The sequence below is a fragment of the Stutzerimonas sp. NM35 genome, assembly GCF_054604355.1.
The window spans coordinates 2,618,078-2,637,516 of the sequence record NZ_CM137728.1; the positions used below are offsets into that span (position 1 = coordinate 2,618,078).

A 19,439-nucleotide genomic window follows, 5' to 3' on the forward strand; every position below is an offset into this window, starting at 1 on the left:
TATAGGCATTAATTTCCATCAGGCCTTAACTCTTCCTGTAATTCTTGCACTTTGTCAAAAGGCTATCAGAAAAACGAAGATTTCCAAGTAATTACAGGCCCGTTACTGTTCAAGTAACTTTCAGACAGATAGTTTGGATCGATCGCGGCCAACCAGAGTCGCATATCCCGATATCTTTTCTTTTGTTGCACCTGGGTCGAGTTCATCATCCGCTTCGCTACAGAGCCGATTGCGACCGCCCGCTTTGGCCAGATACATGCGTTTGTCGGCCAATTCCAGCAATTGCTGTCCGCTTTCTGCCTGGTCGGCACAGCGCTCGGCAAGACCGATGCTGGCTGTAAGCAGCAGACCATCAGGACGCGCCCCAAAGCCTTTCTGAACCATCCGACCGAGCGCCAGGCGTGCCTGTTCCATATCGGTATCAGGCATAATCACCACGAACTCTTCCCCGCCCCAGCGCACCAGGCTGTCAGTGCTGCGCAGGTTGGTCAGGATATGCCGGGTGCAATCACGCAATGCCTGATCGCCTGCATCGTGGCCGAAGGTATCGTTGATCGACTTGAAATGATCCAGATCGACGAAAGCTACAGCCAAGCCGCTCCCGTGACGCCGCGCGGTATCCCACTGCAGCCGCATGATTTCCTGGCCGCTGCCGCGCGAGAAAACACCTGTCAGCGGATCACGGATGGCCTGACGCACCAGCGCGATCATGAATGCCAGCTGGCTCAGACTCGCCAGGGCGGTAACCCCGGCAATGAGGATCAACAGCCAGAAGGCGCCAGCGAACGAAGGCCAGTTCAAGGTCGACCAGCTCAGATATCCCGCCAGGGCCTGGGCCAGCAGTAGAATGCAGGCCAGTACCAGGTTTTCCACCAGGGTGAGCGGAAATATCGCCAGGCCGGCCATCAGTACGAAGGGCAGAAACGCATAACCCGTGGCCACCATCGCGGAAATCTGAGTCAACTGATAGCCGCCCAAAAGGGTATGCGAAGCGATATAGAACACCGTGGGTATAGCGAACAGAATGGCGATCGCCCGGTAGGCATCGAACAGGTTGCCGCTGGGCCGATAGAACAGCAGCAGGCAGGCAAAAGCCCCGCAGGCAAGCAGGCGAAACGCCGCCAGCCCCAGCCACAGCGGATAGCTGAACACCATCAGATCGATGATGCCCCATACCGGTGTCAGCACCGCGAAGAGAAAGGCGAACAGACGGACGCGATTGACGATCAGCGTCGCGCGGCGCTGTGTCAGCAGCATCGAATGGCGATGCGGGATCAGCAGTTGCTTCAGCTCGTTGGGCTTGAGCTCACTGGGCAGCAATGTAGCCAGGCGGCTTAAAAGAAGATCAATCAGCGACGGCATTTTTATTGTCACCCGAACTGGCTGGTAAGCGGACTTTCCACGTGCTTGTGTCAGTCGCGCCGGATGGTAGCACCTTGATACCAGTTCATTTTTGACTGAGCGCAACCATCCGTCCCATCTCTGTTCGCCCAGCATTCGCCGAAAAACGGCTCCAGATACCTTGTATCAAATAGCGCTTGAGCCAGGGCTAACGGCTGCTGCGTCCGTTTCAAAAGCATCAGACCCTGACAATTTGTAACCAATAATTTCACCCTAACGGCGGTCGATCTGTTCCTGCAGATTGGCAATCTGGCTTTGCAGGGTATTGAAGCTGCGCGTCATCTGCGCCCGATATGAGTCGAACTCGGCGGTTTTCACGCCGGGAGTGGCGGCGGGACGGTTATCCACTTCGCTGCGCAGGATCAGCACTTCCTGCTCCAGACGGCTGATGGCCTGAGCGGGGTCACTTTGACGCTTCAGGCCGGCGATCTCCTTGTCGATGCCATCGATTCGAGCGGAAACCTTGCCCAGACCGTCGAGCGAACCTTTCAGGCCGCTCACTTCGGCATTCAACCTGGCGTGCTCGCTATTCAGTCCTTCCAGAGTCTGCGTGAAGGTGGCCGTTGCAGCCTGCTGCTTGCGTATCTCGGTCGCCACAGCCTCGACACGCCCGGCCTGCTCTTCCAGCCGCTGATCCTGATTGCCCTGCCTGCCCACCAGGCTCTGCTGCTGCGTGGTGATGGCGCGCTGTTGCTCCAGCAGCTCGATGGCCTGCTTCTCAAGCTGCTTGATACGCAGCTTCAAGGCCTCGCCTTCGGTGGTGACGCTGGATTCGGTCGCCACCATCTTTCCGGAAATATCCTGTAGCCGCCCCGCCGCATCTTCACTGATACGCGCAAAGCTCTCCTGAGTGGCCACCAGTTGCGCCTCCAGGCGCTCGATCTGTCCCTTGCCCCACCAGCCCAGTGCCAGCAACGCGCCGCAGAGCATCAGAATCAGGATCCATAACGGCGCGGCATTGGTGCTGCGCCGCTTCTTGCGCGCACGGTCATGATCCAGGCCGCTGTCGCCTGGCCTGTGCAGGGGCTCGAACTCCGGCTCCGGATAAGGCCTTTTCCGATCGGCGGTCAGGCTGGGAATATGGTCCAGTTCGTCGTGAGCATCGTTGCGCATGGGATACCTTCGATGGCGCGTAGCGAAAAACAGCGCGCAGTATAACGATTTCAGCGATACCGCTTCAGGGCGCACCAGGACCAGGCATGTTCGCGACATCTGATCCTCGGAGGTGCAGCATGCAACCCTGCGCCTGAAGTGCGGCACTCTTCCCACACCAGCCATGGCGGGGCCTGGCAGGCCAGTACGCATGATTGGTACGGCTGTTGCTTTGAAGCTCATGGCCGCCTGGATGGCTCCTCCGACAGGGATGTCGGACCATGAACAACGCCTCAGAGGAGCGGATCGACATGGAGTTCAACAAGGCTGTACTCGATTGCATGCGAATGCTGCGCCGCCGGCTGCGCGAAGAACAGCATCTCGATATCCGCCTCAGTCAGCCTGATGCCATCTCGGCCATGCTGGCAGCCTGCCTCTGCTCCAGCGACGAACTGACACGCGACCTCGGCAAGCAATTGGCTACCTACAGGGACCAGCCTTTACCTGTCCTCCCCATCTCGGCCTCACCGGCTGACGAAGTTCGGCAGGCCTCGATACGCATCTATCGCGGCCAGCGGATCATCAACTGAACCACCCCTCAAGCAACCAGCCACCGATGCGCCGAACGGGTGAGCTGCCGGGTCAGCTCGGCAAGCAACTCGCCGCCATTGCGCCAGTGATGCCAGTAAAGCGGTACATCGATGGGCGGGCCGTGAGACACATCGACCAGCATTCCACTTGCCAGTTCGGTGCGCACCTGCAACTCGGGCACCAGCCCCCAGCCGAGATCGCTTTGCAGCAGACGCACGAAGCCTTCGGATGAGGGACACAGGTGGTGGCTGAAGGCCCCGTTCAGGCCGAGCGAAGCCAGGTAGCAGTGCTGCAGCAGATCATCCGGGCCGAAGACGATTGCCGGCGCGCGCAGCAGTGCCTCGACCGACACATCGCCATCCAGATGCCGCGCCATAAAGGTCGGGCTGGCGAGAGCGCGATAACGCATCGCCCCGAGAAACTCGCTGCGAGCCCCTGCCAGAGGCCGCTCCACGGCACACACACAAGCGGCCACCTCACCGGCCCGCATGCGCTTGAGGCCCACCGCCTGATCTTCCAGCACATGATCGAGCACCACTCCATGCGTGGCACAGAACGGCGCCACCGCCGGCGCCCACCAAGTGGCAAGGCTATCCGCATTGAGCGCGATACGCAGCCGCTCGGGCAGTCGGTTGGCGTCCATTCCCGGCACCTGCGCCTGCAGGTCACGCTCCAGTAATCGCACCTGCTGCACATGGTTGAGCAGTCGCCGGCCCACTTCGGTCGGTTGCGGCGGGCTCGCACGCAGCAGGACCGGCTGCCCCAGCCGTGCCTCCAGCAGCTTGATCCGCTGGGATACAGCCGATTGCGACAAGCCCAGCGTCTGGGCCGCCCGGTCGAAGCCGGCCTGCTCGACCACAGCCGCCAGGGCCGCCAGCAACTTGTAATCGAACATCGATTTTCCTTATGCGGTATTACCAACTTTCGTTTTTCTTATACGCTTGAACCTCCGAAACTGCGAGCCATCCTTCGGCGCGAACAGGTGAGAGGCCATGTGGCAGAGTTACTTCAACGGATTGCTGGTGGCGGCGGGCCTGATCATCGCCATCGGCGCACAGAATGCCTTCGTCCTCGCCCAGAGCTTGCGCCGCGAACACCATCTGCCGGTCGCGGCGCTGTGCATTCTTTGCGACATTCTATTGGTGGCGGTCGGCGTGTTCGGCCTGGCTGCGGTACTGGCGGCCAATCCCCTGCTGCTGGCAGTCACCCGCTGGGGGGGCGTAATCTTTCTGACCTTCTATGGCATCGTCGCCCTGCGCCGTGCCGCGCGTCCGCAGGCACTGCGCGAGGAGGCGCAACGCAGCCCACGCTCACGGCGCAGCGTGCTGCTCGCGGCGCTGGCCGTCACGCTGCTCAACCCGCATGTCTATCTCGACACCGTCCTGCTGATCGGTTCGGTCGGCGCCCAGCAGCCCGAACCCGGCGCCTACACCTTGGGCGCGGCCAGCGCATCGACGCTGTGGTTCCTGCTTCTGGCACTCGGCGGCGCCTGGCTGGCCCCCTGGCTGGCGCGCCCACTGACCTGGCGCCTGATCGACCTGGGCGTCGCCGGCATGATGTTCGCCATCGCCACGCAACTGGTCCTCAGCGCCTGAGGAACGGCAGGCTTTTCCCGTGGTCCACGCAGAGGGCACACTCGCATGCCCTTACGCATCTCATGGATTAAAAAGGCTCTGGCGCAAGCTTTCCCACACGGTTGCCGCGTGGTTTTGCCGCAGGGTGGGTGCTATGATCCTTGATTCGCGGGCATGCAGTGGAATACTTCAGCCCGCTACCCGGTCGCCCGTGAACGGCCAAAAAGATTACCCACGCATGGAGCCAGCGAAGGGAAAGACAACTCCGACGGACGGCGAGCCTTACAGTTTTTTGCCGTTTTGCCGCGCGCTGGCCATCAGCGCGGACTGTCGTCCTCCAATCTGAGCGCATGCATTCTCGACACTGATCAGGAGATACATCATGGCTTTCGAATTGCCGCCGCTTCCGTTTGAAAAGAATGCCCTCGAACCGCACATTTCCGCCGAGACGTTCGAGTACCACCACGGCAAGCACCACCAGGCTTACGTGACCAACCTGAACAACCTGGTCCCAGGCACCGAGTTCGAAGGCAAGGACCTGGAAACCATCATCAAGACCTCATCCGGCGGCATCTTCAACAACGCCGCTCAGGTCTGGAACCACACCTTCTTCTGGAACTGCATGGCACCGAACGCCGGTGGCCAGCCGACCGGCGCCCTGGCTGATGCCATCAACGCCGCCTTCGGTGACTTTGACAAGTTCAAGGAAGAATTCACCAAGACCGCCATCGGCACCTTCGGCTCCGGCTGGGCCTGGCTGGTGAAGAAGTCCGACGGCAGCGTCGGCCTGGCCAGCACCATCGGCGCCGGCAACCCGATGACCGCCGGTGACAAGCCTCTGCTGACCTGCGACGTCTGGGAACACGCCTACTACATCGACTACCGCAACGCCCGTCCGAAGTTCGTCGAGGCGTTCTGGAACGTCGTCAACTGGGACTTCGTCGCGAAGAACTTCGCCGGCTGAGTCGCCATGCCTGCCACGGAAAGATGGCCTGGCCATCCCTCGTGATGCATGCACCAGAATGCCCGCCTCCTCATGAGCCGGGCATTCTTCGTTTCTGGAACCCGTACGGAGTCTGCTGTCATGCCCAAAACCGCACTCGTCATTGGCGCCTCTCGCGGCCTTGGCCTCGGGCTGGTCAAACAACTGCACGCCGAAGGCTGGCAGGTGATCGCCACGGTCCGTGACCCGCAACGCACCGACGCACTCGGCGCCCTGGCCGATGTTCGTATCGAAACACTGGACATCGACGATGCCGCAAGCGTCGATGCGCTGGCTCAGCGTCTGGCCGGCACCCCGCTGGATCTGCTCTACGTCAACGCCGGCATCTCCGGCCCACGGAACGCTTCGGCCAGTGACGTAAGCTTGGAAGACCTCGGCGCACTCTTCATGACCAATGCCGTGGCGCCGATTCGCCTGGCCGAGCGCCTGCTGCCGCTGATGGAACCACGCAATGGCGTGATCGCCTTCATGAGTTCGATCATGGGCAGCATCGAGCTTGGCCCCGCAATGGGCATGCCGCTGTACGGCGCCAGCAAGGCGGCGCTCAATCATCTGACGCGCAGCTTTATCGCCAGCCTCGGTGAAGACAGCGGCCTGACAGTGCTCTCCATGCATCCGGGCTGGGTAAGAACCGAGATGGGCGGCGACCAGGCGCCACTGGATGTGGAAACCAGCTGCCGGGGGATGGTCGAGCAGGTCACCCGTTCCGCAGGCCAAGGCGGGCATCGCTTTATCGACTATCAGGGCCAAGCGCTGCCCTGGTAAAGCAGCACCCTGAAACGACGATGCGGGTGGCGCCCTTCGGCAGCCACCCGCATCGACAGCGATCAGATCGCAGAGAAAATCAGGCCTTGGGCAATGTCACGCCACGCTGGCCCTGGTACTTGCCGCCCCGATCGCGATAAGACACTTCACATTCCTCGTCGGATTCGAGGAACAGCATCTGCGCCACGCCCTCGTTGGCGTAGATCTTCGCCGGCAGCGTGGTGGTGTTGGAGAACTCCAGCGTCACGTGGCCTTCCCACTCCGGCTCCAGCGGCGTGACATTGACGATGATGCCGCAGCGGGCATAGGTGCTCTTGCCCAGGCAGATGGTCAGCACGTTGCGCGGAATGCGGAAGTACTCGACCGTGCGGGCCAGAGCGAAGGAGTTCGGAGGGATGATGCAAACGTCGCTCTTGATGTCGACGAAGCTTTTCTCGTCGAAATTCTTCGGATCGACCGTCGCCGAATTGATGTTAGTGAACACCTTGAATTCATCGGCGCAACGCACATCGTAGCCATAGCTGGATACACCGTAGGAAATCAGGCGTTCATTGCCCTCGTTGCGCACCTGGCGCTCGACGAAGGGCTCGATCATGCCCTGCTCCAGGGCCATCCGGCGAATCCACTTGTCCGATTTGATGCTCATGGCAGGCGTCCTGATTGTGCTGGTTGGTCAAGAAAAAAGAGGTGCATATTACCGGCCCTGTGCAGCCTTCTCCAAGCCCGCAGCCTGGGACCGTATACCGCTTCCACCGGGCGCCTGGCAGAAACTGAAAATAATGCTCGCATTGCTCCGCAAATACGGTATCTTGCGTTGGCTGCTGATGCATGTGTCACCGTGAATCGCTACATGTTTAGATTTCGATCCGATCATTGCTACGACTCCTTTAACTCCTTGCACACAGTCACCGTTCGGGGTATTTGCCCGTTCAAACAATCTCTACACCTTGTTCAAGGAGACATTTCAAATGTCCAATCGCCAAACCGGTACCGTTAAGTGGTTCAACGATGAAAAAGGCTTCGGCTTCATCACTCCGCAATCCGGTGACGACCTCTTCGTTCACTTCCGTGCCATCCAGGGTGACGGCTTCAAGAGCCTGAAAGAAGGCCAGCAAGTCTCCTTCGTCGCTACCCGCGGCCAGAAAGGCATGCAAGCTGAGGAAGTTCAGGTTATCTAACCTGAGTCTTCTCTGAAAAAGCCCCGCTTCGGCGGGGCTTTTTTGTGGCTGCAAAATATTGGATTACGCCTTTGTAGGTCGGGTCACGCTTTATCGACCCGACAAGCGGCGCCAAGGTTACGCCACGAGCGCGGGGCTGTGCCTGGGGGTTGTCGGATTACGCCTTCGGCCAACCCGACCTACGCCGCCCTGAAGCCGATCAGTCGTCGGACACCACGATGTTCGGCATCGACTGGGCGATGATTTGCCCACTCTGCGAGATGCGCGCCCCGACGGTACGAGCCACTTCCTGGTAGATCATGGCGATCTGGCTTTCCGGGTCGGCGATGGTCGTCGGCTTGCCGGCATCGGCCTGGCTGCGGATGGCCATGGACAGCGGCAGCGACGCCAGCAGATCGACGTTGTACTCATCCGCCAGCCGCTCGCCGCCCCCTTCGCCGAACAGATGCTCGGCATGGCCGCAGTTGGAGCAGATGTGTACTGCCATGTTCTCCACCACACCCAGCACCGGAATGTTCACCTTGCGGAACATCTCGACGCCCTTCTTGGCGTCCAGCAGCGCCAGGTCCTGCGGCGTGGTGACGATCACCGAGCCGGTCACCGGCACCTTCTGCGCCAGGGTCAGCTGGATATCGCCGGTTCCGGGCGGCATGTCCACCACCAGGTAGTCGAGATCCTTCCAGGCGGTCTGGGTGATCAGTTGCAGCAGCGCGCCGGACACCATCGGGCCGCGCCAGACCATCGGCGTCTTGTCGTCGGAGAGAAACGCCATGGACATCAGTTGCACGCCATGGGCCTCCAGCGGCAGGAACCATTTCTGGTCGCGAATCTCCGGCTTGGTCCCCTCGGGAATACCGAACATGATGCCCTGGCTCGGCCCGTAGATATCGGCATCCAGCACGCCGACCCGCGCGCCCTCGCGGGCCAGTGCCAGCGCCAGGTTGGCCGCCGTGGTGGACTTGCCCACCCCGCCCTTGCCGGACGCCACCGCGATGATGTTCTTCACGTTGGCCAGCGCCGGCACCTGGTCCTGTGCCTTGTGCGGCTTGATCACGCAATCCACCTGCACGTCCGCGCGGCTCACGCCGTCGAGCTGCTCGATGGCCATGGCCAGCGTCTGTGCCCAGCCACTGCGAAACAGTCCGGCCGCGTAGCCGAGTTCGAGCTGCACGCTGACGCGCTCACCCTGTATCTCGATCGAACGCACGCATCCGGCGCTGACCGGATCCTGGTTCAAATGGGGGTCGGTGTACTGACGCAGTACCGCTTCCACAGCTTCACGGGTGACGGACATGACTACTCCAAGGAAAGACCGAGTAAAACAGGAGGCCATATTAACAGCAGCGACAACGCTGGCGCGCGCCCTTGCGACATCCCGTCCTCACTGCCCGGCGGTGGCCTGTATGCGGTCGCTTCCTTTATAGTTGCGGACTTCTCGTTCTACCGGTGCAGCCATTTCCATGTCCGAAGCTCGTCAGATCCTCGTTACCAGCGCCCTGCCCTACGCCAACGGTTCGATCCACCTTGGCCACATGCTGGAGTACATCCAGACGGACATGTGGGTACGCTTCCAGAAGCTGCGCGGCAATCAGTGCATCTACGTCTGCGCGGACGATGCCCACGGCTCGGCGATCATGCTGCGCGCGGAGAAAGAAGGCATCACCCCGGAACAGCTGATCGCCAACGTCCAGGCCGAACACAGTGCCGACTTCGCCGATTTCCTGGTGAATTTCGACAACTTCCACTCCACCCATTCCGAGGAAAACCGCGAGCTGTCGGAGCTGGTCTACGGCAAGCTGCGCGATGCTGGGCATATCGCCACCCGCTCGGTGACCCAGTATTTCGACCCCGAGAAGGGCATGTTCCTCGCCGACCGCTTCATCAAGGGCACCTGCCCGAAATGCGCCGCCGAGGACCAGTACGGCGACAACTGCGAGAAATGCGGCGCGACCTACGAGCCCACCGACCTGAAAGACCCGCGCTCGGCCATCTCCGGCGCGACACCGGTGCTGCGCGACTCCAAGCACTTCTTCTTCAAGCTGCCCGAGTTCGAGGCCATGCTCAAGGAGTGGACCCGCAGCGGCACTCTGCAGGATTCGGTGGCGAACAAGATCGCCGAATGGCTCGACAGCGGCTTGCACGAATGGGACATCTCCCGCGATGCGCCCTATTTCGGCTTCGAGATTCCCGACGAGCCGGGCAAGTATTTCTATGTCTGGCTCGATGCGCCGATCGGCTACATGGCCAGCTTCAAGAACCTCTGCGCGCGCCGCCCGGAACTGGACTTCGACGCCTTCTGGAACAAGAATTCCAGCGCCGAGCTGTACCATTTCATCGGCAAGGACATCATCAATTTCCACACCCTGTTCTGGCCGGCAATGCTTGAAGGCGCGGGCTTCCGCAAGCCGACCGCCGTCAACGTGCACGGCTACCTGACGGTGAACGGGCAGAAGATGTCCAAGTCGCGCGGTACCTTCATCAAGGCCCGCACCTACCTCGACCACCTGAACCCCGAGTACCTGCGCTACTACTACGCAGCCAAACTCGGGCGTGGCGTCGATGACCTGGACCTGAACCTCGAAGACTTCGTGCAGAAGGTCAACTCCGACCTGGTCGGCAAGGTGGTCAATATCGCCAGTCGCTGCGCCGGTTTCATCCACAAGGGCAACGCCGGAATGCTGGTCGCCGACAACGCCGCACCGGAGCTGACCGACGCCTTCCGCACCGCTGCGCCGTCGATCGCCGAGGCCTACGAGGCGCGCGACTTCGCCCGCGCCATGCGCGAGATCATGGCCCTGGCCGACCGCGCCAATGCCTGGATCGCCGACAAGGCGCCCTGGGCACTGAACAAGCAGGAAGGCAAGCAGGCCGAGGTCCAGGCGATCTGCGCCACCGGCATTAACCTGTTCCGCCAGTTGGTGGTTTTCCTCAAGCCGGTACTGCCGAACCTGGCCACCGATGCCGAACGCTTCCTCAACGTCGCGCCGCTGACCTGGGACGATCACCAGACGCTACTCGCCAATCATCAGCTGAACGCCTTTACCCCGCTGCTGACCCGTATCGAACCGGCGAAGATCGACGCCATGGTGGAAGCTTCCAAGGAAGACCTGGCCGCCAGCGAAAGCGCTGCGCCGGCCGGTGGCAACGGCGAGCTGACCAAGGAGCCGCTGGCTGCCGAAATCGCCTTCGACCAGTTCGCCGCTGTCGACCTGCGTATCGCCCTGATCGAGAAGTGCGAGTTCGTCGAAGGCGCCGACAAGCTGCTGCGCCTGACCCTGGATATCGGCGATGCCAAGCGCAACGTCTTCTCCGGCATCAAGAGCGCCTACCCGGACCCGAGCAAGCTCGAAGGCCGCCTGACCCTGTACGTGGCCAACCTCGCGGCGCGCAAGATGAAATTCGGTGTATCCGAAGGCATGGTGCTGGCCGCCGGCCCCGGCGGTGAGGACATTTACCTGCTCAGCCCCGACAACGGCGCCAAGCCCGGTCAGCGGGTGAAGTGACAGTCCAGGCCTTCGACCCCACTTGCTGCCCGCTGTGCGGGCAGCCCAACCAGTGCGGCCAGTGCGAACCGCAGGGCGCCGAGCAGCCCTGCTGGTGCTTCAGCGCCATCATCGCGCCGGATGCTCGCCAACGGATTCCCAGCGAGGCACGGAACAAGACCTGTATATGCGCGCGCTGCGCCCGCGGCGAGTCATCTTCCGCTAGCTGATGCGCCTCGACCGCTTCCTCGCCAACCAGCCCCACTGCAGCCATCGACAAGCCCGCCTGCTTCTGGCGTCGGGGCGGGTGCAAGTGAATGGCCAGGCGGTGCGCGACGGCACCTACGATATCCGCGTGTTCGATCACGTAGCGCTTGACGGCCAGACGCTACAGGCAGGCAAGGCCGCGCGCTTCATCATGTTGCACAAACCGACCGGTTGCGTCAGCGCCACCTCCGACCCGCAGCACCCGACGGTTCTCGACCTGCTCGACGAGCCGGACAAGGCCGAACTGCATATCGCCGGTCGCCTGGACTTCAACACCACCGGGCTGCTGATCATCACCAACGACGGCCTCTGGTCCCGCCGCCTGACCCAGCCCGAGAGCCTGCTGGGCAAAACCTACCGGGTGGAAACCGAAGACCCGATCGATCCCATCTGCATCGAACGCTTCGCCCAAGGCCTTTACTTCCGCTTCGAGAACCTCACCACCCGCCCCGCTCAGCTCGAAATCCTAGGCCCACACCTGGCCCGACTGACCTTGCATGAAGGCCGCTACCACCAGGTCAAGCGCATGTTCGGCCACTTCAACAACAAGGTCACCCGCCTGCACCGCGAGCGCATGGGCCCGCTGACATTGGACCCGCAACTCCAACCCGGCCAATATCGGCACCTGACAGCGGAAGAAATCGCTCTAATCTGAGCCTTTCGCGGCGAAATCTGAAACCGCTTCAATTTCAGCCAGCCTTCTGGTACAAAGCTCCCTGCGCGGGCGTCGTATAATGGTAATACCCTAGCTTCCCAAGCTAGAGCCGTGGGTTCGATTCCCATCGCCCGCTCCAAAATCGAAATGCTAAGGCCCTGTTTTTACGGGGCTTTTTCGTTTTCGACGTTTGAAGGTGTCGATAAAGTGTCGAAAATCGGGTTCAGCCGTAAGGCATCCTGAAGGTGATCGGGCGATAAATGGGCATAGCGCATGGTCATCGTGACGGACGCATGACCCAACACCTTTTGCAGCGTGAGGATGTTGCCGCCACCCATGACAAAGTGACTTGCGAACGTATGACGCAGTACATGAGTAGCCTGACCAGCAGGAAGCGTAATCGAGGTTGACGCCAAGACCCGACTGAAATGCCGGATACAGTTCGGAAAGTGGCCGCATTCCTTGAAGTAATCCAGCAGCAGGCTTTCCAGAGCGGGAGCAATCGGGATGGTCCGAGTCCGCCTAGACTTTGTATTGGCGAAGGTTACAGCGCCATTCTTGACCCTGGCAGGGACCAAGCCTTGAGCCTCACCCCAGCGAGCGCCAGTAGCCAAGCAAACGCGAGCAATCAACGCCAAGTGCCTGCAATCAGGGTAATGGTCGAATACATGCAGCAGCTCGGACACCTGTTCGCGGGATAGAAAGGACAACGCCCTTTCCTGTAGTCGCAACGGACGCACCTTCGACAAAGGGTTCGGATAGTCGATATCCCCCAGACGATACAGTTCGTTAAAAACCGACTTCACATAGCCGAGGCGGTTATTCAACGTCTTGCCCTTGATCCCATCGGCCAACTGCCGACCACGAAGCGTGCAGAACATGTCCGCAGAAAACTTGACGGCCACTGGATCACCGAGATCGAGGGCAATATTTGCAAGCACCTGCTTCAACCGCTTGGAGTCGGCCAGGGTATGGCCGTGCAGATCGTAGTAACGAGAAAACAAATCCGACAGCTTGCGACGATCCTTCGGTTTTGGTGCCCACTCAGGAGAATCGATAATCTTCGCCCGACAGGTAGCCTCAAATCGAAGGGCTTCAGCTTTAGTCTTTACGGTCTTGCGAAACCGCTTGCCCTTGACCGGCTCGACATCGACCTTCCAGCGACCATCCGCCAGTTGCTCAATAGCCATTAGATCGCCCGCCCCCACCGCACATGCCGTTCCTGCAAAAGGTTCTTTATGTGCTTGTACAGATCCCGCTCACTCATTTCCTTCGCGGCATAGTGATCGCGAATCACCGGCCAGCATTCCCATTCCTTCAGACGATCAAAAGCGACTTTTGCGCCTACGCGCTCCCGTGCGAGCAGGCTAATGAAGTTTCCCAAGAACAGTTCCACGTTTTTGCCGGAGAAGCCCGCAGCGGTCTTGTAGGACCGTTTGTATTCGGTCTGGTCTACGAGTGAGTTGACCGGCAGATCTACCCGCACGTCATCGCGGATCAGGGTCCAAATAGGCTCGTATTGCCCAGGGCGACGCAGCAGCTTGAATTGACGGAGACCGTAGCGCCAGAGGCCGTCGAGGTGCGCCGAAAACTCAGAGAACGAATCCGTTTCAATGACCGCGCCGCTTTGAGTATCGACGGAGCCGCTAGCGAATTGCTGGATAACGGAATGGTGATAACGCAGCTCGACACGCCACACGTCAGCAGCAGGATCATAGTTTTGCGGATCAGCAGGATCGAACGAATCACGGGCACGCCAGACGCCTTGCCAGTAGTCGAGACGATCATGGGAGCGAGCCTGAAGCGTTTTATTGTAGATACCGATCTGAACACCGCCAGCAGACCCGAAAAGGAACGACTGGGCTTTGCCGTATGTTGCAGATTCAAGATTCCACTTGATTTCATTGATGCCGGAAATATCCCGGACGTTGCGTGATCGGCAATGCATACGGGCAACGAGATCAGCCGAAGGTGTCCAGCCTTGTAGATCAAGCGCAAGGTGAACCGCGCACTGATTACGCTCGCAATGGGTCAAGACGGCGGCAGAGTAGTGATCCATGCGCTCCTGAAGACGCTCAGGCGACATAGCCTCAATGGCATGCGGCGAGACTTCAATTTTCAAATGCGCGCCGATGCTTTCAAGCTTTGCGTTGAAGTTTTTGACCAAGAGGACGAAACCGAGATCAGCATTCTGCAGCTTGTACTGATAACCGGAGTCACGGCCAACACGCCCGGAGTGCCAGACCTCACCGGCAAAATTAACCATCGAGCCGGGTTTTTCGAAGAGCGCCATGATTTCAGGACGGATCAGACCGCGATACAACTGCCGAACGGTATCAACACCACAACGGAGAAGGCGAACCTTCGACAAATCGAAGAGATCAGCGGTCGAAGGATCGACAAAAATTCTCCCGAAAGGATCGTGCTGGCCGTCGATATTCAAACGCTTCAAATCATGAACCTTTGCCATTTCAAAACCCTAAATAATGCTGACTAATGAGAACTTCCAGTTCTGTTTATATGACGTGCTACAGGGACGTCACCGGCCCGCCCCGGCCGTGACCGGCGCAGCGTCTGCGCTACGCTGGACGCCTGCGCCGCCTACGGTCGGGACGGGATCAATAACGCGAGTCACAGCGCCCCTACCGGTCCAGGGAGTAACGCGCTCGCCATCGATGTCGCAGAAGACATCGAGCCCACCGGGAAAGAATTCACACGCGGACAGATCGACGAAACGCCGCGCACCCGATTCATGAACCAGGATCACCCGAGCAATACGAGGCCCCCGAACCGGAGGCGATTGGCCCGTCAGCTCAGCCAACGCACCGGCAGAATCAGACCCGCCCCGCACATGCCCACCAACCCTCCAAACTGCCGACATGACCGGCCCCGAGGGCTTCGAGCTATACACCTGCGCCGCAGCACGATTCACAGAAGGCGCAGGAGCGACAGGCTGCGAAGGAGGTAATGCAGGCGCAGTAGATGGAGGAGACTTGTCAGACTGGGGCGTAAAATAGGAAGCAACACCACGAATGCCGACAATCGCCCCGATGACGACAATCAGCACCAACCCCCACAGCCCCCAGGAGCGCAGAAACGAGCCGCGAGAGTCCGCCACGGATTCATCACCCACCGCGCCGCTTTGGCTTTGCGTGGCGGACTGGTAATAGCGATAAACATCCGGCTTGAACTTGCCCGCCGTCTGGCGCAGCAGTGCTGACTTGGGAGGACGCGGACCCGTTACCGCACCCCGATAGATATCGACCCGATAGAGCTTCTTGCTCTTCTTGACCATTCGATAAGTGGTCTCAACTAGCGCACGCGCCCAGGATGCAATCTGCGCCAGATCTTGGGTAACCAGAACAACGCGCATGGACCGCCCTTTTGCATCGACCCGGTGCCGATGCTCAGCAAGCAGGGCTTTGTCTTCAAGCCGCGCCGCGTTGGCCTTCATCCCGTTAGGCCAGCGCCGCCAGAGTTCATCGAGCACCAGGACCGTCCCAGGCGGGGCCAGTTCGCCCAGATCGGCACGCTCGAACCAGTCTTCAGGTAGCTGTTCAACCGTTCCGCCGAAATCGACCAGTAGCGCGTCAATATCGAGCGGAATGTTAGTCACAACATGCCGGCCCTGTTTAAGACTCGGAATGATGACATGCTCAACTACACCGTAACTTTTCCCATGACCAGGAAGGCCCGTATAGGCATCAATTGCCATATATCACCCGAAGATAGGAATACGGCGAATAATGAATCGCAGAACATAGGCACCGAGGATCATGTTAAGACCCGGACCTACCTGACAGGCACTAACGAAATAAACAACCTCAGGCGGGATGGATTGGACGACACTGCCAGCAGTTGTCACAAAGTCAGGCACAGGCAGGCTTTCAAGAAGCCCCTGAACCCAAAGAAAAGCGGTGAAAACGAAATCGGTACTCAGCGACTGAAGGAAGTACCGCAATGCCAGCCATAGTTCATTGAAGAAATCAAATAAACGCTGAAAAGCATCCCAGACAGGATCAAAAAGAGACTTAAAGAACTCTTTAATTGCATCAATCATGAAAAATCACCTACGCACTCAGAAGGATTCGCACAGCACAAAGCGCCCAGATAGCAAGGAAAATCGCCTCAAGGATGCCTCTGATGCTGTCGAATAATTGACAGTGATAATCGAAGCGCAGATCGACCCCTAGCACCTCAACCGAGCCAACCGGACAGACTCCTATGCCAGACGGGAATTGAATATCTGAAATCGCCCGCCCAAGCGGGGAGTCCATGAAGATGGCTTCCAGGCTTGGGAGGATGGTCGGGGTATATAGAACCCCCTCAGGGTGGACGAACATCTTGCCGCTTTCCGAAAAATGGTATTCAGCCATGGAAAGCTCGGTTTCCGAAAACGAACAACGCTCGTCAGCGCAATTGCCGACGCCCGAGCCGTGCCCGCCCCCATCGCCATCGCCACCGCCATCACCCGCCCCACCCTCACCAGAGCCGCCAGAACCAGAACCACCATTGCCATCGCCATCGCCATCGCCATCGCCATCGCCGTCGCCGTCGCCGGAACTACCATCACCGCTACCGCCGCCATTGGAGCCGCCACCACCATTGGAGCCGCCCCCAGTGTCACCACCATCGTCACCACCGCCGCCAGTATCACCGCCCCCTGCATCGCCCCCACCGCCGTCATCACCGCCGCCATCGCCGGGCGTACCAGTGTCGCCACCATCCCCGCCATCACCGCCACCAACACAAACAACACGCCCATTCATCACGCCGCGTGAGGTTCCAGCAGGGCAAGTGTGGTTCGGTTGAGCAGGCGTATAGTCGCCACCATCCCCGCCACAGCTAGAACCTGTACCGGTAGCAGGAAATCGACAATAAACAGCAGGCCCGGAAGTACCATCATCATTGAAATGGGCAAAGCAGTCAGTAGCAGCACCCGTAGAGTAAGAGCAACCGCCACTACAAATAGAAGTCGGTTGAGGGTTAGTATTTGTTGCCCCACCATTGCCCAAATAGTCATAACCCCGAAGGAAAGTGCTTTCTATAGTCTGACCAGAGGTAGCTTGGCAGGCATCAGGTGGCTTGACACACTGACCGGTTTCTGAATTGTATTCAGTGCCAGACGGACAACTATCACCGGTTCGGTAAAAGTAAGTATTGGTTAGAATGCTACCACCAGAGCCAGTACAGTAACCAGAAGTTAGGCTTGCGGAAAGAGTATAGCCCCCCCCACCACCAATACCGGCAGGAGTAGGACCACAAAACGTAGCTGGACTAGACGCGCACTTCTGAAAAAAACTTGAACACCAAGCATAGTTAGCAGCATACGAAAAAGAGTGAGGGACAAAAAATAGCAGGAGAATAACGACTAACGCATGCATACTCACAACCCCGCAAACGCAGCAAACCCACACCCGGCCCCAATCGCAAAAAACGCAAAGTAATAAAGCTGTTCCATATCCCGTCCGCCCCTGCTTTATTCCGGTCAATAAAAAGGGCCGCAGAACGGCCCTTCTTGATCTTGCTCGCCTCAGCCCCGAAGGAAGCCGAGAACGATACGAGCGCCCTTGATGCCCGCGTACACCGCAGCCAGCAGAGCAGCAACAGCCAGAACGCCGGTGGCGATGCTGGAGAAGTCGATGCCAGTGGTCACAGCGGAGTAATCCCAGCCGTCAGCCATAGCCACGGAACCAACAGCCACGAACGGCACGGCAAGTGCCAGGTCACGCGAAACGCGCTTGAACATCTTCATTTGAAACTCCTCAGTGCTTATGCACTTTTAATAAAGTTCAGGATTGCCCGAACGCCAGCGGTCCCAACCAGGACCATTGCAACCAGTCCGAAACCAGCTCCAAACGCTTGCCCTACTATTGCCGGATCAAGCTGGGATGGATCGAACTGTTCTGGCGCTTGAATCAAGACCCAAGCACCGGAACAAACCGGTGACCCGTTGTTAACTAACAGATCACCATCACAAGTTAGAAAATTCATTTGCCGACCTCAGCGAGTTCGGCGGTATCTTCTAAAGGCTCGCAATCAGGACAAACTGCGAAATGAGGCGGCAAGTTCAGATCAGGGATCAAGTCGCTTTGCGGCGCTGGTAATTGCATGAGTTTCCCCATATCGCAACCGCAGCAGTCGCAGATAACCCGGTCATGTATGAGCATTGCCGCCTCCTACCCCGTTAGGCCTTAGCTTGGGGCTGTGCAGCCGAGGCGCGGGGCGCTTCGGGTGCAGTGCGTGGCTTTACCGACTCGACGTGCAGAACGAGGTTTTTGCCTTTGTTCTGGCCACCACGGGCGATTTCGAAATGGACACGTACCGTTTCCAGGGGCGCAAAATTCTGGCCAGCAGCGAATACTTCGTCGGCAACTTCATCGGCAGCAGACATGCCGATAATGGACAGGCCATGTTCGGTTTTACCGTCCGGTTCGTCGCCGTAGAACAGCTTGATATATTTAACGCCACCCTCACCGTCGAAACGTTGAGTGCCAAGAAATGCGACTTCCATTGTTGAACGTGCCATGTTTTGTTTCTCCAGTTATTTGCGCTTAGTTGCGCTGTTTTGCATTATTCAAGTTGAGCTTTCCTGTCAGGTTGCTTTCGCTGTTCCTGCTGGGGTTTCTCTTACTTGAAGTGCAGTATTCGTTTAACTAGTTGGGCGATCCCTTCGGGCCAGGCTCTATTGCTTCGCAACCAAGCCAAACGGTGAAGCTGTTTGTCTTGGCCCTTCGGGTAACGATCCTTATCGCAACACCAAGGGCTTTGCCCTTGTCATCCCAGTCTTGCCGCCGACGGCTCAGGAGCGCGGGGAGAAAAGCTTTCCCCACACTCCAGAGCAGAGGCTTTTTCTGTTCGTGCAAGGTCAAGGGTGAAGGCTGCGCCCGGCCAGTAACTTTTCCGCGGTGGAGCGTTGCGAAAAACTGACTTGCCGCCCTTGACTGGACGGGACCACGTGCGGGGCTTGCGGAAAGAGCGCAAAGCGTCATGCCGTGACCAGGGAAGCCGACGAAGGCGCGAATCATTCAGCGCCCCCTTGATCAGCTTCAGTGTCGGTTGACAGGTCGATAACGCCGCAATGATGAATCACCCTAGCCAACGCCTGATAAAAGTGGTCTTCAGACGCTTCAACTACCTTAACAATCTGCAAAGTGGCCAGCACCGAGCCGAAAACGAAACCGATGATCGCTGGACCCGACCAATGCCAAAGCAAGGCGACGAGGTAGCGACCGAGGCGGAAAGAGACGGTCATGCACTCACCCCATCAACACGGGCCACAATCGGCGCATTGCAAGGCAGCGAGCGGCAGTAGTCGCAGATGCAAACATCGGGAATATCGACGTTGTTAAATTCGCGGCAATCGACGATCAACGTGTCACCGCAGCACACGCAGTCACCGACTACGATCCAATCAGGATGGTCAACGTA

The 19,439-nt window shown here is 59.0% G+C and carries 23 protein-coding genes and 1 tRNA gene; 10 read left to right on the forward strand and 14 right to left on the reverse strand.

Features of this window, described 5'->3' with window-relative positions:
• Positions 1–120 precede the first annotated feature (120 nt).
• Together ACYCFC_RS12160 and ACYCFC_RS12165 are read right to left on the reverse strand one after the other, a co-directional pair.
• Positions 121–1,362 (reverse strand): GGDEF domain-containing protein, encoded by a 1,242-nt coding sequence (locus ACYCFC_RS12160; RefSeq protein WP_459653988.1) that lies wholly within the window; start codon positions 1,360–1,362, stop codon positions 121–123.
• 252 nt (positions 1,363–1,614) lie between these two features.
• On the reverse strand, positions 1,615–2,514 hold the full coding sequence (locus tag ACYCFC_RS12165; protein WP_459651747.1) for an ATPase: 900 nt from the start codon (positions 2,512–2,514) through the stop codon (positions 1,615–1,617).
• Between the two features lie 290 nt (positions 2,515–2,804).
• Here ACYCFC_RS12165 and ACYCFC_RS12170 point away from each other — a divergent pair, with 290 nt between their 5' ends.
• Positions 2,805–3,083 carry a hypothetical protein gene (locus ACYCFC_RS12170; protein ID WP_459653989.1) on the forward strand — a complete coding sequence of 93 codons (279 nt, stop codon included), beginning with the start codon at positions 2,805–2,807 and terminating at the stop codon, positions 3,081–3,083.
• 8 nt (positions 3,084–3,091) lie between these two features.
• Here the strand turns inward: ACYCFC_RS12170 and ACYCFC_RS12175 are convergent, their stop codons facing one another.
• Entirely contained in the window at positions 3,092–3,979 is an 888-nt protein-coding gene (locus tag ACYCFC_RS12175) for a LysR family transcriptional regulator ArgP (protein ID WP_459651748.1), read from the reverse strand.
• A gap of 97 nt (positions 3,980–4,076) precedes the next feature.
• On the opposite strand from ACYCFC_RS12175, the gene ACYCFC_RS12180 reads away from it, so the two are divergent.
• The 3 genes from ACYCFC_RS12180 to ACYCFC_RS12190 all read left to right on the forward strand — a co-directional run bounded on the left by ACYCFC_RS12180 (position 4,077) and on the right by ACYCFC_RS12190 (position 6,426).
• Positions 4,077–4,679: a LysE/ArgO family amino acid transporter gene (locus ACYCFC_RS12180; protein ID WP_181084960.1), complete on the forward strand. Its 603-nt coding sequence runs from the start codon at positions 4,077–4,079 to the stop codon at positions 4,677–4,679.
• A 361-nt stretch (positions 4,680–5,040) separates the two neighbouring features.
• Positions 5,041–5,622 (forward strand): superoxide dismutase, encoded by a 582-nt coding sequence (locus ACYCFC_RS12185; protein WP_181084958.1) that lies wholly within the window; start codon positions 5,041–5,043, stop codon positions 5,620–5,622.
• Between the two features lie 120 nt (positions 5,623–5,742).
• Positions 5,743–6,426, forward strand: coding sequence for an SDR family oxidoreductase (locus ACYCFC_RS12190; protein ID WP_459651749.1), 684 nt, complete (start codon positions 5,743–5,745; stop codon positions 6,424–6,426).
• A 79-nt stretch (positions 6,427–6,505) separates the two neighbouring features.
• Here the strand turns inward: ACYCFC_RS12190 and dcd are convergent, their stop codons facing one another.
• A complete protein-coding gene (gene dcd / locus ACYCFC_RS12195; RefSeq protein ID WP_181084953.1) occupies positions 6,506–7,072 on the reverse strand; it encodes a dCTP deaminase in 567 nt (188 codons plus the stop codon).
• 322 nt (positions 7,073–7,394) lie between these two features.
• Here dcd and ACYCFC_RS12200 point away from each other — a divergent pair, with 322 nt between their 5' ends.
• Positions 7,395–7,604 carry a cold-shock protein gene (locus ACYCFC_RS12200; protein WP_003282211.1) on the forward strand — a complete coding sequence of 70 codons (210 nt, stop codon included), beginning with the start codon at positions 7,395–7,397 and terminating at the stop codon, positions 7,602–7,604.
• A 199-nt stretch (positions 7,605–7,803) separates the two neighbouring features.
• Here the strand turns inward: ACYCFC_RS12200 and apbC are convergent, their stop codons facing one another.
• Positions 7,804–8,898 carry an iron-sulfur cluster carrier protein ApbC gene (gene apbC / locus ACYCFC_RS12205; RefSeq protein ID WP_014851870.1) on the reverse strand — a complete coding sequence of 365 codons (1,095 nt, stop codon included), beginning with the start codon at positions 8,896–8,898 and terminating at the stop codon, positions 7,804–7,806.
• Between the two features lie 166 nt (positions 8,899–9,064).
• On the opposite strand from apbC, the gene metG reads away from it, so the two are divergent.
• The 4 genes from metG (at position 9,065) to ACYCFC_RS12225 (ending at position 12,147) form a co-directional block, all read left to right on the forward strand.
• Entirely contained in the window at positions 9,065–11,107 is a 2,043-nt protein-coding gene (gene metG, locus ACYCFC_RS12210) for a methionine--tRNA ligase (protein WP_459651750.1), read from the forward strand.
• Positions 11,104–11,316: a cysteine-rich CWC family protein gene (locus tag ACYCFC_RS12215; protein WP_459651751.1), complete on the forward strand. Its 213-nt coding sequence runs from the start codon at positions 11,104–11,106 to the stop codon at positions 11,314–11,316. Before metG ends, ACYCFC_RS12215 begins: the two co-directional genes overlap by 4 nt.
• Entirely contained in the window at positions 11,316–12,008 is a 693-nt protein-coding gene (locus ACYCFC_RS12220) for a pseudouridine synthase (protein WP_459651752.1), read from the forward strand. Before ACYCFC_RS12215 ends, ACYCFC_RS12220 begins: the two co-directional genes overlap by 1 nt.
• Before the next feature lie 65 nt (positions 12,009–12,073).
• Positions 12,074–12,147, forward strand: a tRNA-Gly gene (locus tag ACYCFC_RS12225).
• 25 nt (positions 12,148–12,172) lie between these two features.
• On the opposite strand, the gene ACYCFC_RS12230 is transcribed toward ACYCFC_RS12225, so the two are convergent.
• From ACYCFC_RS12230 to ACYCFC_RS12250, 5 genes are all read right to left on the reverse strand, one after another.
• Positions 12,173–13,198 carry a phage integrase gene (locus ACYCFC_RS12230; protein WP_459651753.1) on the reverse strand — a complete coding sequence of 342 codons (1,026 nt, stop codon included), beginning with the start codon at positions 13,196–13,198 and terminating at the stop codon, positions 12,173–12,175.
• Positions 13,198–14,478 carry a hypothetical protein gene (locus ACYCFC_RS12235; protein ID WP_459651754.1) on the reverse strand — a complete coding sequence of 427 codons (1,281 nt, stop codon included), beginning with the start codon at positions 14,476–14,478 and terminating at the stop codon, positions 13,198–13,200. Before ACYCFC_RS12235 ends, ACYCFC_RS12230 begins: the two co-directional genes overlap by 1 nt.
• Before the next feature lie 69 nt (positions 14,479–14,547).
• Positions 14,548–15,723 carry a zonular occludens toxin domain-containing protein gene (locus tag ACYCFC_RS12240; RefSeq protein ID WP_459651755.1) on the reverse strand — a complete coding sequence of 392 codons (1,176 nt, stop codon included), beginning with the start codon at positions 15,721–15,723 and terminating at the stop codon, positions 14,548–14,550.
• 3 nt (positions 15,724–15,726) lie between these two features.
• Positions 15,727–16,068: a DUF2523 family protein gene (locus ACYCFC_RS12245; protein WP_459651756.1), complete on the reverse strand. Its 342-nt coding sequence runs from the start codon at positions 16,066–16,068 to the stop codon at positions 15,727–15,729.
• A gap of 10 nt (positions 16,069–16,078) precedes the next feature.
• Positions 16,079–16,384 carry a hypothetical protein gene (locus ACYCFC_RS12250; RefSeq protein WP_459651757.1) on the reverse strand — a complete coding sequence of 102 codons (306 nt, stop codon included), beginning with the start codon at positions 16,382–16,384 and terminating at the stop codon, positions 16,079–16,081.
• Between the two features lie 60 nt (positions 16,385–16,444).
• Between ACYCFC_RS12250 and ACYCFC_RS12255 the strand changes: the two genes are divergently transcribed.
• Positions 16,445–16,789, forward strand: coding sequence for a hypothetical protein (locus tag ACYCFC_RS12255; protein WP_459651758.1), 345 nt, complete (start codon positions 16,445–16,447; stop codon positions 16,787–16,789).
• A 752-nt stretch (positions 16,790–17,541) separates the two neighbouring features.
• Here ACYCFC_RS12255 and ACYCFC_RS12260 read toward each other — a convergent pair.
• From ACYCFC_RS12260 to ACYCFC_RS12275, 4 genes are all read right to left on the reverse strand, one after another.
• The gene (locus tag ACYCFC_RS12260; protein ID WP_459651759.1) at positions 17,542–17,763 is read right to left on the reverse strand and encodes a hypothetical protein; all 222 of its coding nucleotides are present in this window, start codon (positions 17,761–17,763) and stop codon (positions 17,542–17,544) included.
• A gap of 235 nt (positions 17,764–17,998) precedes the next feature.
• A complete protein-coding gene (locus ACYCFC_RS12265; protein WP_459651760.1) occupies positions 17,999–18,178 on the reverse strand; it encodes a hypothetical protein in 180 nt (59 codons plus the stop codon).
• A gap of 17 nt (positions 18,179–18,195) precedes the next feature.
• Positions 18,196–18,537: a hypothetical protein gene (locus tag ACYCFC_RS12270; protein WP_459651761.1), complete on the reverse strand. Its 342-nt coding sequence runs from the start codon at positions 18,535–18,537 to the stop codon at positions 18,196–18,198.
• A gap of 495 nt (positions 18,538–19,032) precedes the next feature.
• The gene (locus tag ACYCFC_RS12275; RefSeq protein WP_459651762.1) at positions 19,033–19,263 is read right to left on the reverse strand and encodes a hypothetical protein; all 231 of its coding nucleotides are present in this window, start codon (positions 19,261–19,263) and stop codon (positions 19,033–19,035) included.
• Positions 19,264–19,439 lie beyond the last annotated feature (176 nt).

What these genes read in the sequence shown, in the direction of transcription:
- ACYCFC_RS12160 (WP_459653988.1), bottom strand. Translation starts at nt 1,362, where the DNA reads ATGCCGTCGCTGATTGATCTTCTTTTAAGCCGCCTGGCTACATTGCTG.
- ACYCFC_RS12270 (WP_459651761.1), bottom strand. Translation starts at nt 18,537, where the DNA reads ATGGCACGTTCAACAATGGAAGTCGCATTTCTTGGCACTCAACGTTTC.
- metG (WP_459651750.1), top strand. Translation starts at nt 9,065, where the DNA reads ATGTCCGAAGCTCGTCAGATCCTCGTTACCAGCGCCCTGCCCTACGCC.
- ACYCFC_RS12175 (WP_459651748.1), bottom strand. Translation starts at nt 3,979, where the DNA reads ATGTTCGATTACAAGTTGCTGGCGGCCCTGGCGGCTGTGGTCGAGCAG.
- ACYCFC_RS12185 (WP_181084958.1), top strand. Translation starts at nt 5,041, where the DNA reads ATGGCTTTCGAATTGCCGCCGCTTCCGTTTGAAAAGAATGCCCTCGAA.
- ACYCFC_RS12240 (WP_459651755.1), bottom strand. Translation starts at nt 15,723, where the DNA reads ATGGCAATTGATGCCTATACGGGCCTTCCTGGTCATGGGAAAAGTTAC.
- ACYCFC_RS12235 (WP_459651754.1), bottom strand. Translation starts at nt 14,478, where the DNA reads ATGGCAAAGGTTCATGATTTGAAGCGTTTGAATATCGACGGCCAGCAC.
- ACYCFC_RS12170 (WP_459653989.1), top strand. Translation starts at nt 2,805, where the DNA reads ATGGAGTTCAACAAGGCTGTACTCGATTGCATGCGAATGCTGCGCCGC.
- dcd (WP_181084953.1), bottom strand. Translation starts at nt 7,072, where the DNA reads ATGAGCATCAAATCGGACAAGTGGATTCGCCGGATGGCCCTGGAGCAG.
- ACYCFC_RS12190 (WP_459651749.1), top strand. Translation starts at nt 5,743, where the DNA reads ATGCCCAAAACCGCACTCGTCATTGGCGCCTCTCGCGGCCTTGGCCTC.
- ACYCFC_RS12180 (WP_181084960.1), top strand. Translation starts at nt 4,077, where the DNA reads ATGTGGCAGAGTTACTTCAACGGATTGCTGGTGGCGGCGGGCCTGATC.
- ACYCFC_RS12220 (WP_459651752.1), top strand. Translation starts at nt 11,316, where the DNA reads ATGCGCCTCGACCGCTTCCTCGCCAACCAGCCCCACTGCAGCCATCGA.
- ACYCFC_RS12275 (WP_459651762.1), bottom strand. Translation starts at nt 19,263, where the DNA reads ATGACCGTCTCTTTCCGCCTCGGTCGCTACCTCGTCGCCTTGCTTTGG.
- apbC (WP_014851870.1), bottom strand. Translation starts at nt 8,898, where the DNA reads ATGTCCGTCACCCGTGAAGCTGTGGAAGCGGTACTGCGTCAGTACACC.
- ACYCFC_RS12165 (WP_459651747.1), bottom strand. Translation starts at nt 2,514, where the DNA reads ATGCGCAACGATGCTCACGACGAACTGGACCATATTCCCAGCCTGACC.
- ACYCFC_RS12250 (WP_459651757.1), bottom strand. Translation starts at nt 16,384, where the DNA reads ATGGCTGAATACCATTTTTCGGAAAGCGGCAAGATGTTCGTCCACCCT.
- ACYCFC_RS12265 (WP_459651760.1), bottom strand. Translation starts at nt 18,178, where the DNA reads ATGCTCATACATGACCGGGTTATCTGCGACTGCTGCGGTTGCGATATG.
- ACYCFC_RS12245 (WP_459651756.1), bottom strand. Translation starts at nt 16,068, where the DNA reads ATGATTGATGCAATTAAAGAGTTCTTTAAGTCTCTTTTTGATCCTGTC.
- ACYCFC_RS12260 (WP_459651759.1), bottom strand. Translation starts at nt 17,763, where the DNA reads ATGAAGATGTTCAAGCGCGTTTCGCGTGACCTGGCACTTGCCGTGCCG.
- ACYCFC_RS12230 (WP_459651753.1), bottom strand. Translation starts at nt 13,198, where the DNA reads ATGGCTATTGAGCAACTGGCGGATGGTCGCTGGAAGGTCGATGTCGAG.
- ACYCFC_RS12200 (WP_003282211.1), top strand. Translation starts at nt 7,395, where the DNA reads ATGTCCAATCGCCAAACCGGTACCGTTAAGTGGTTCAACGATGAAAAA.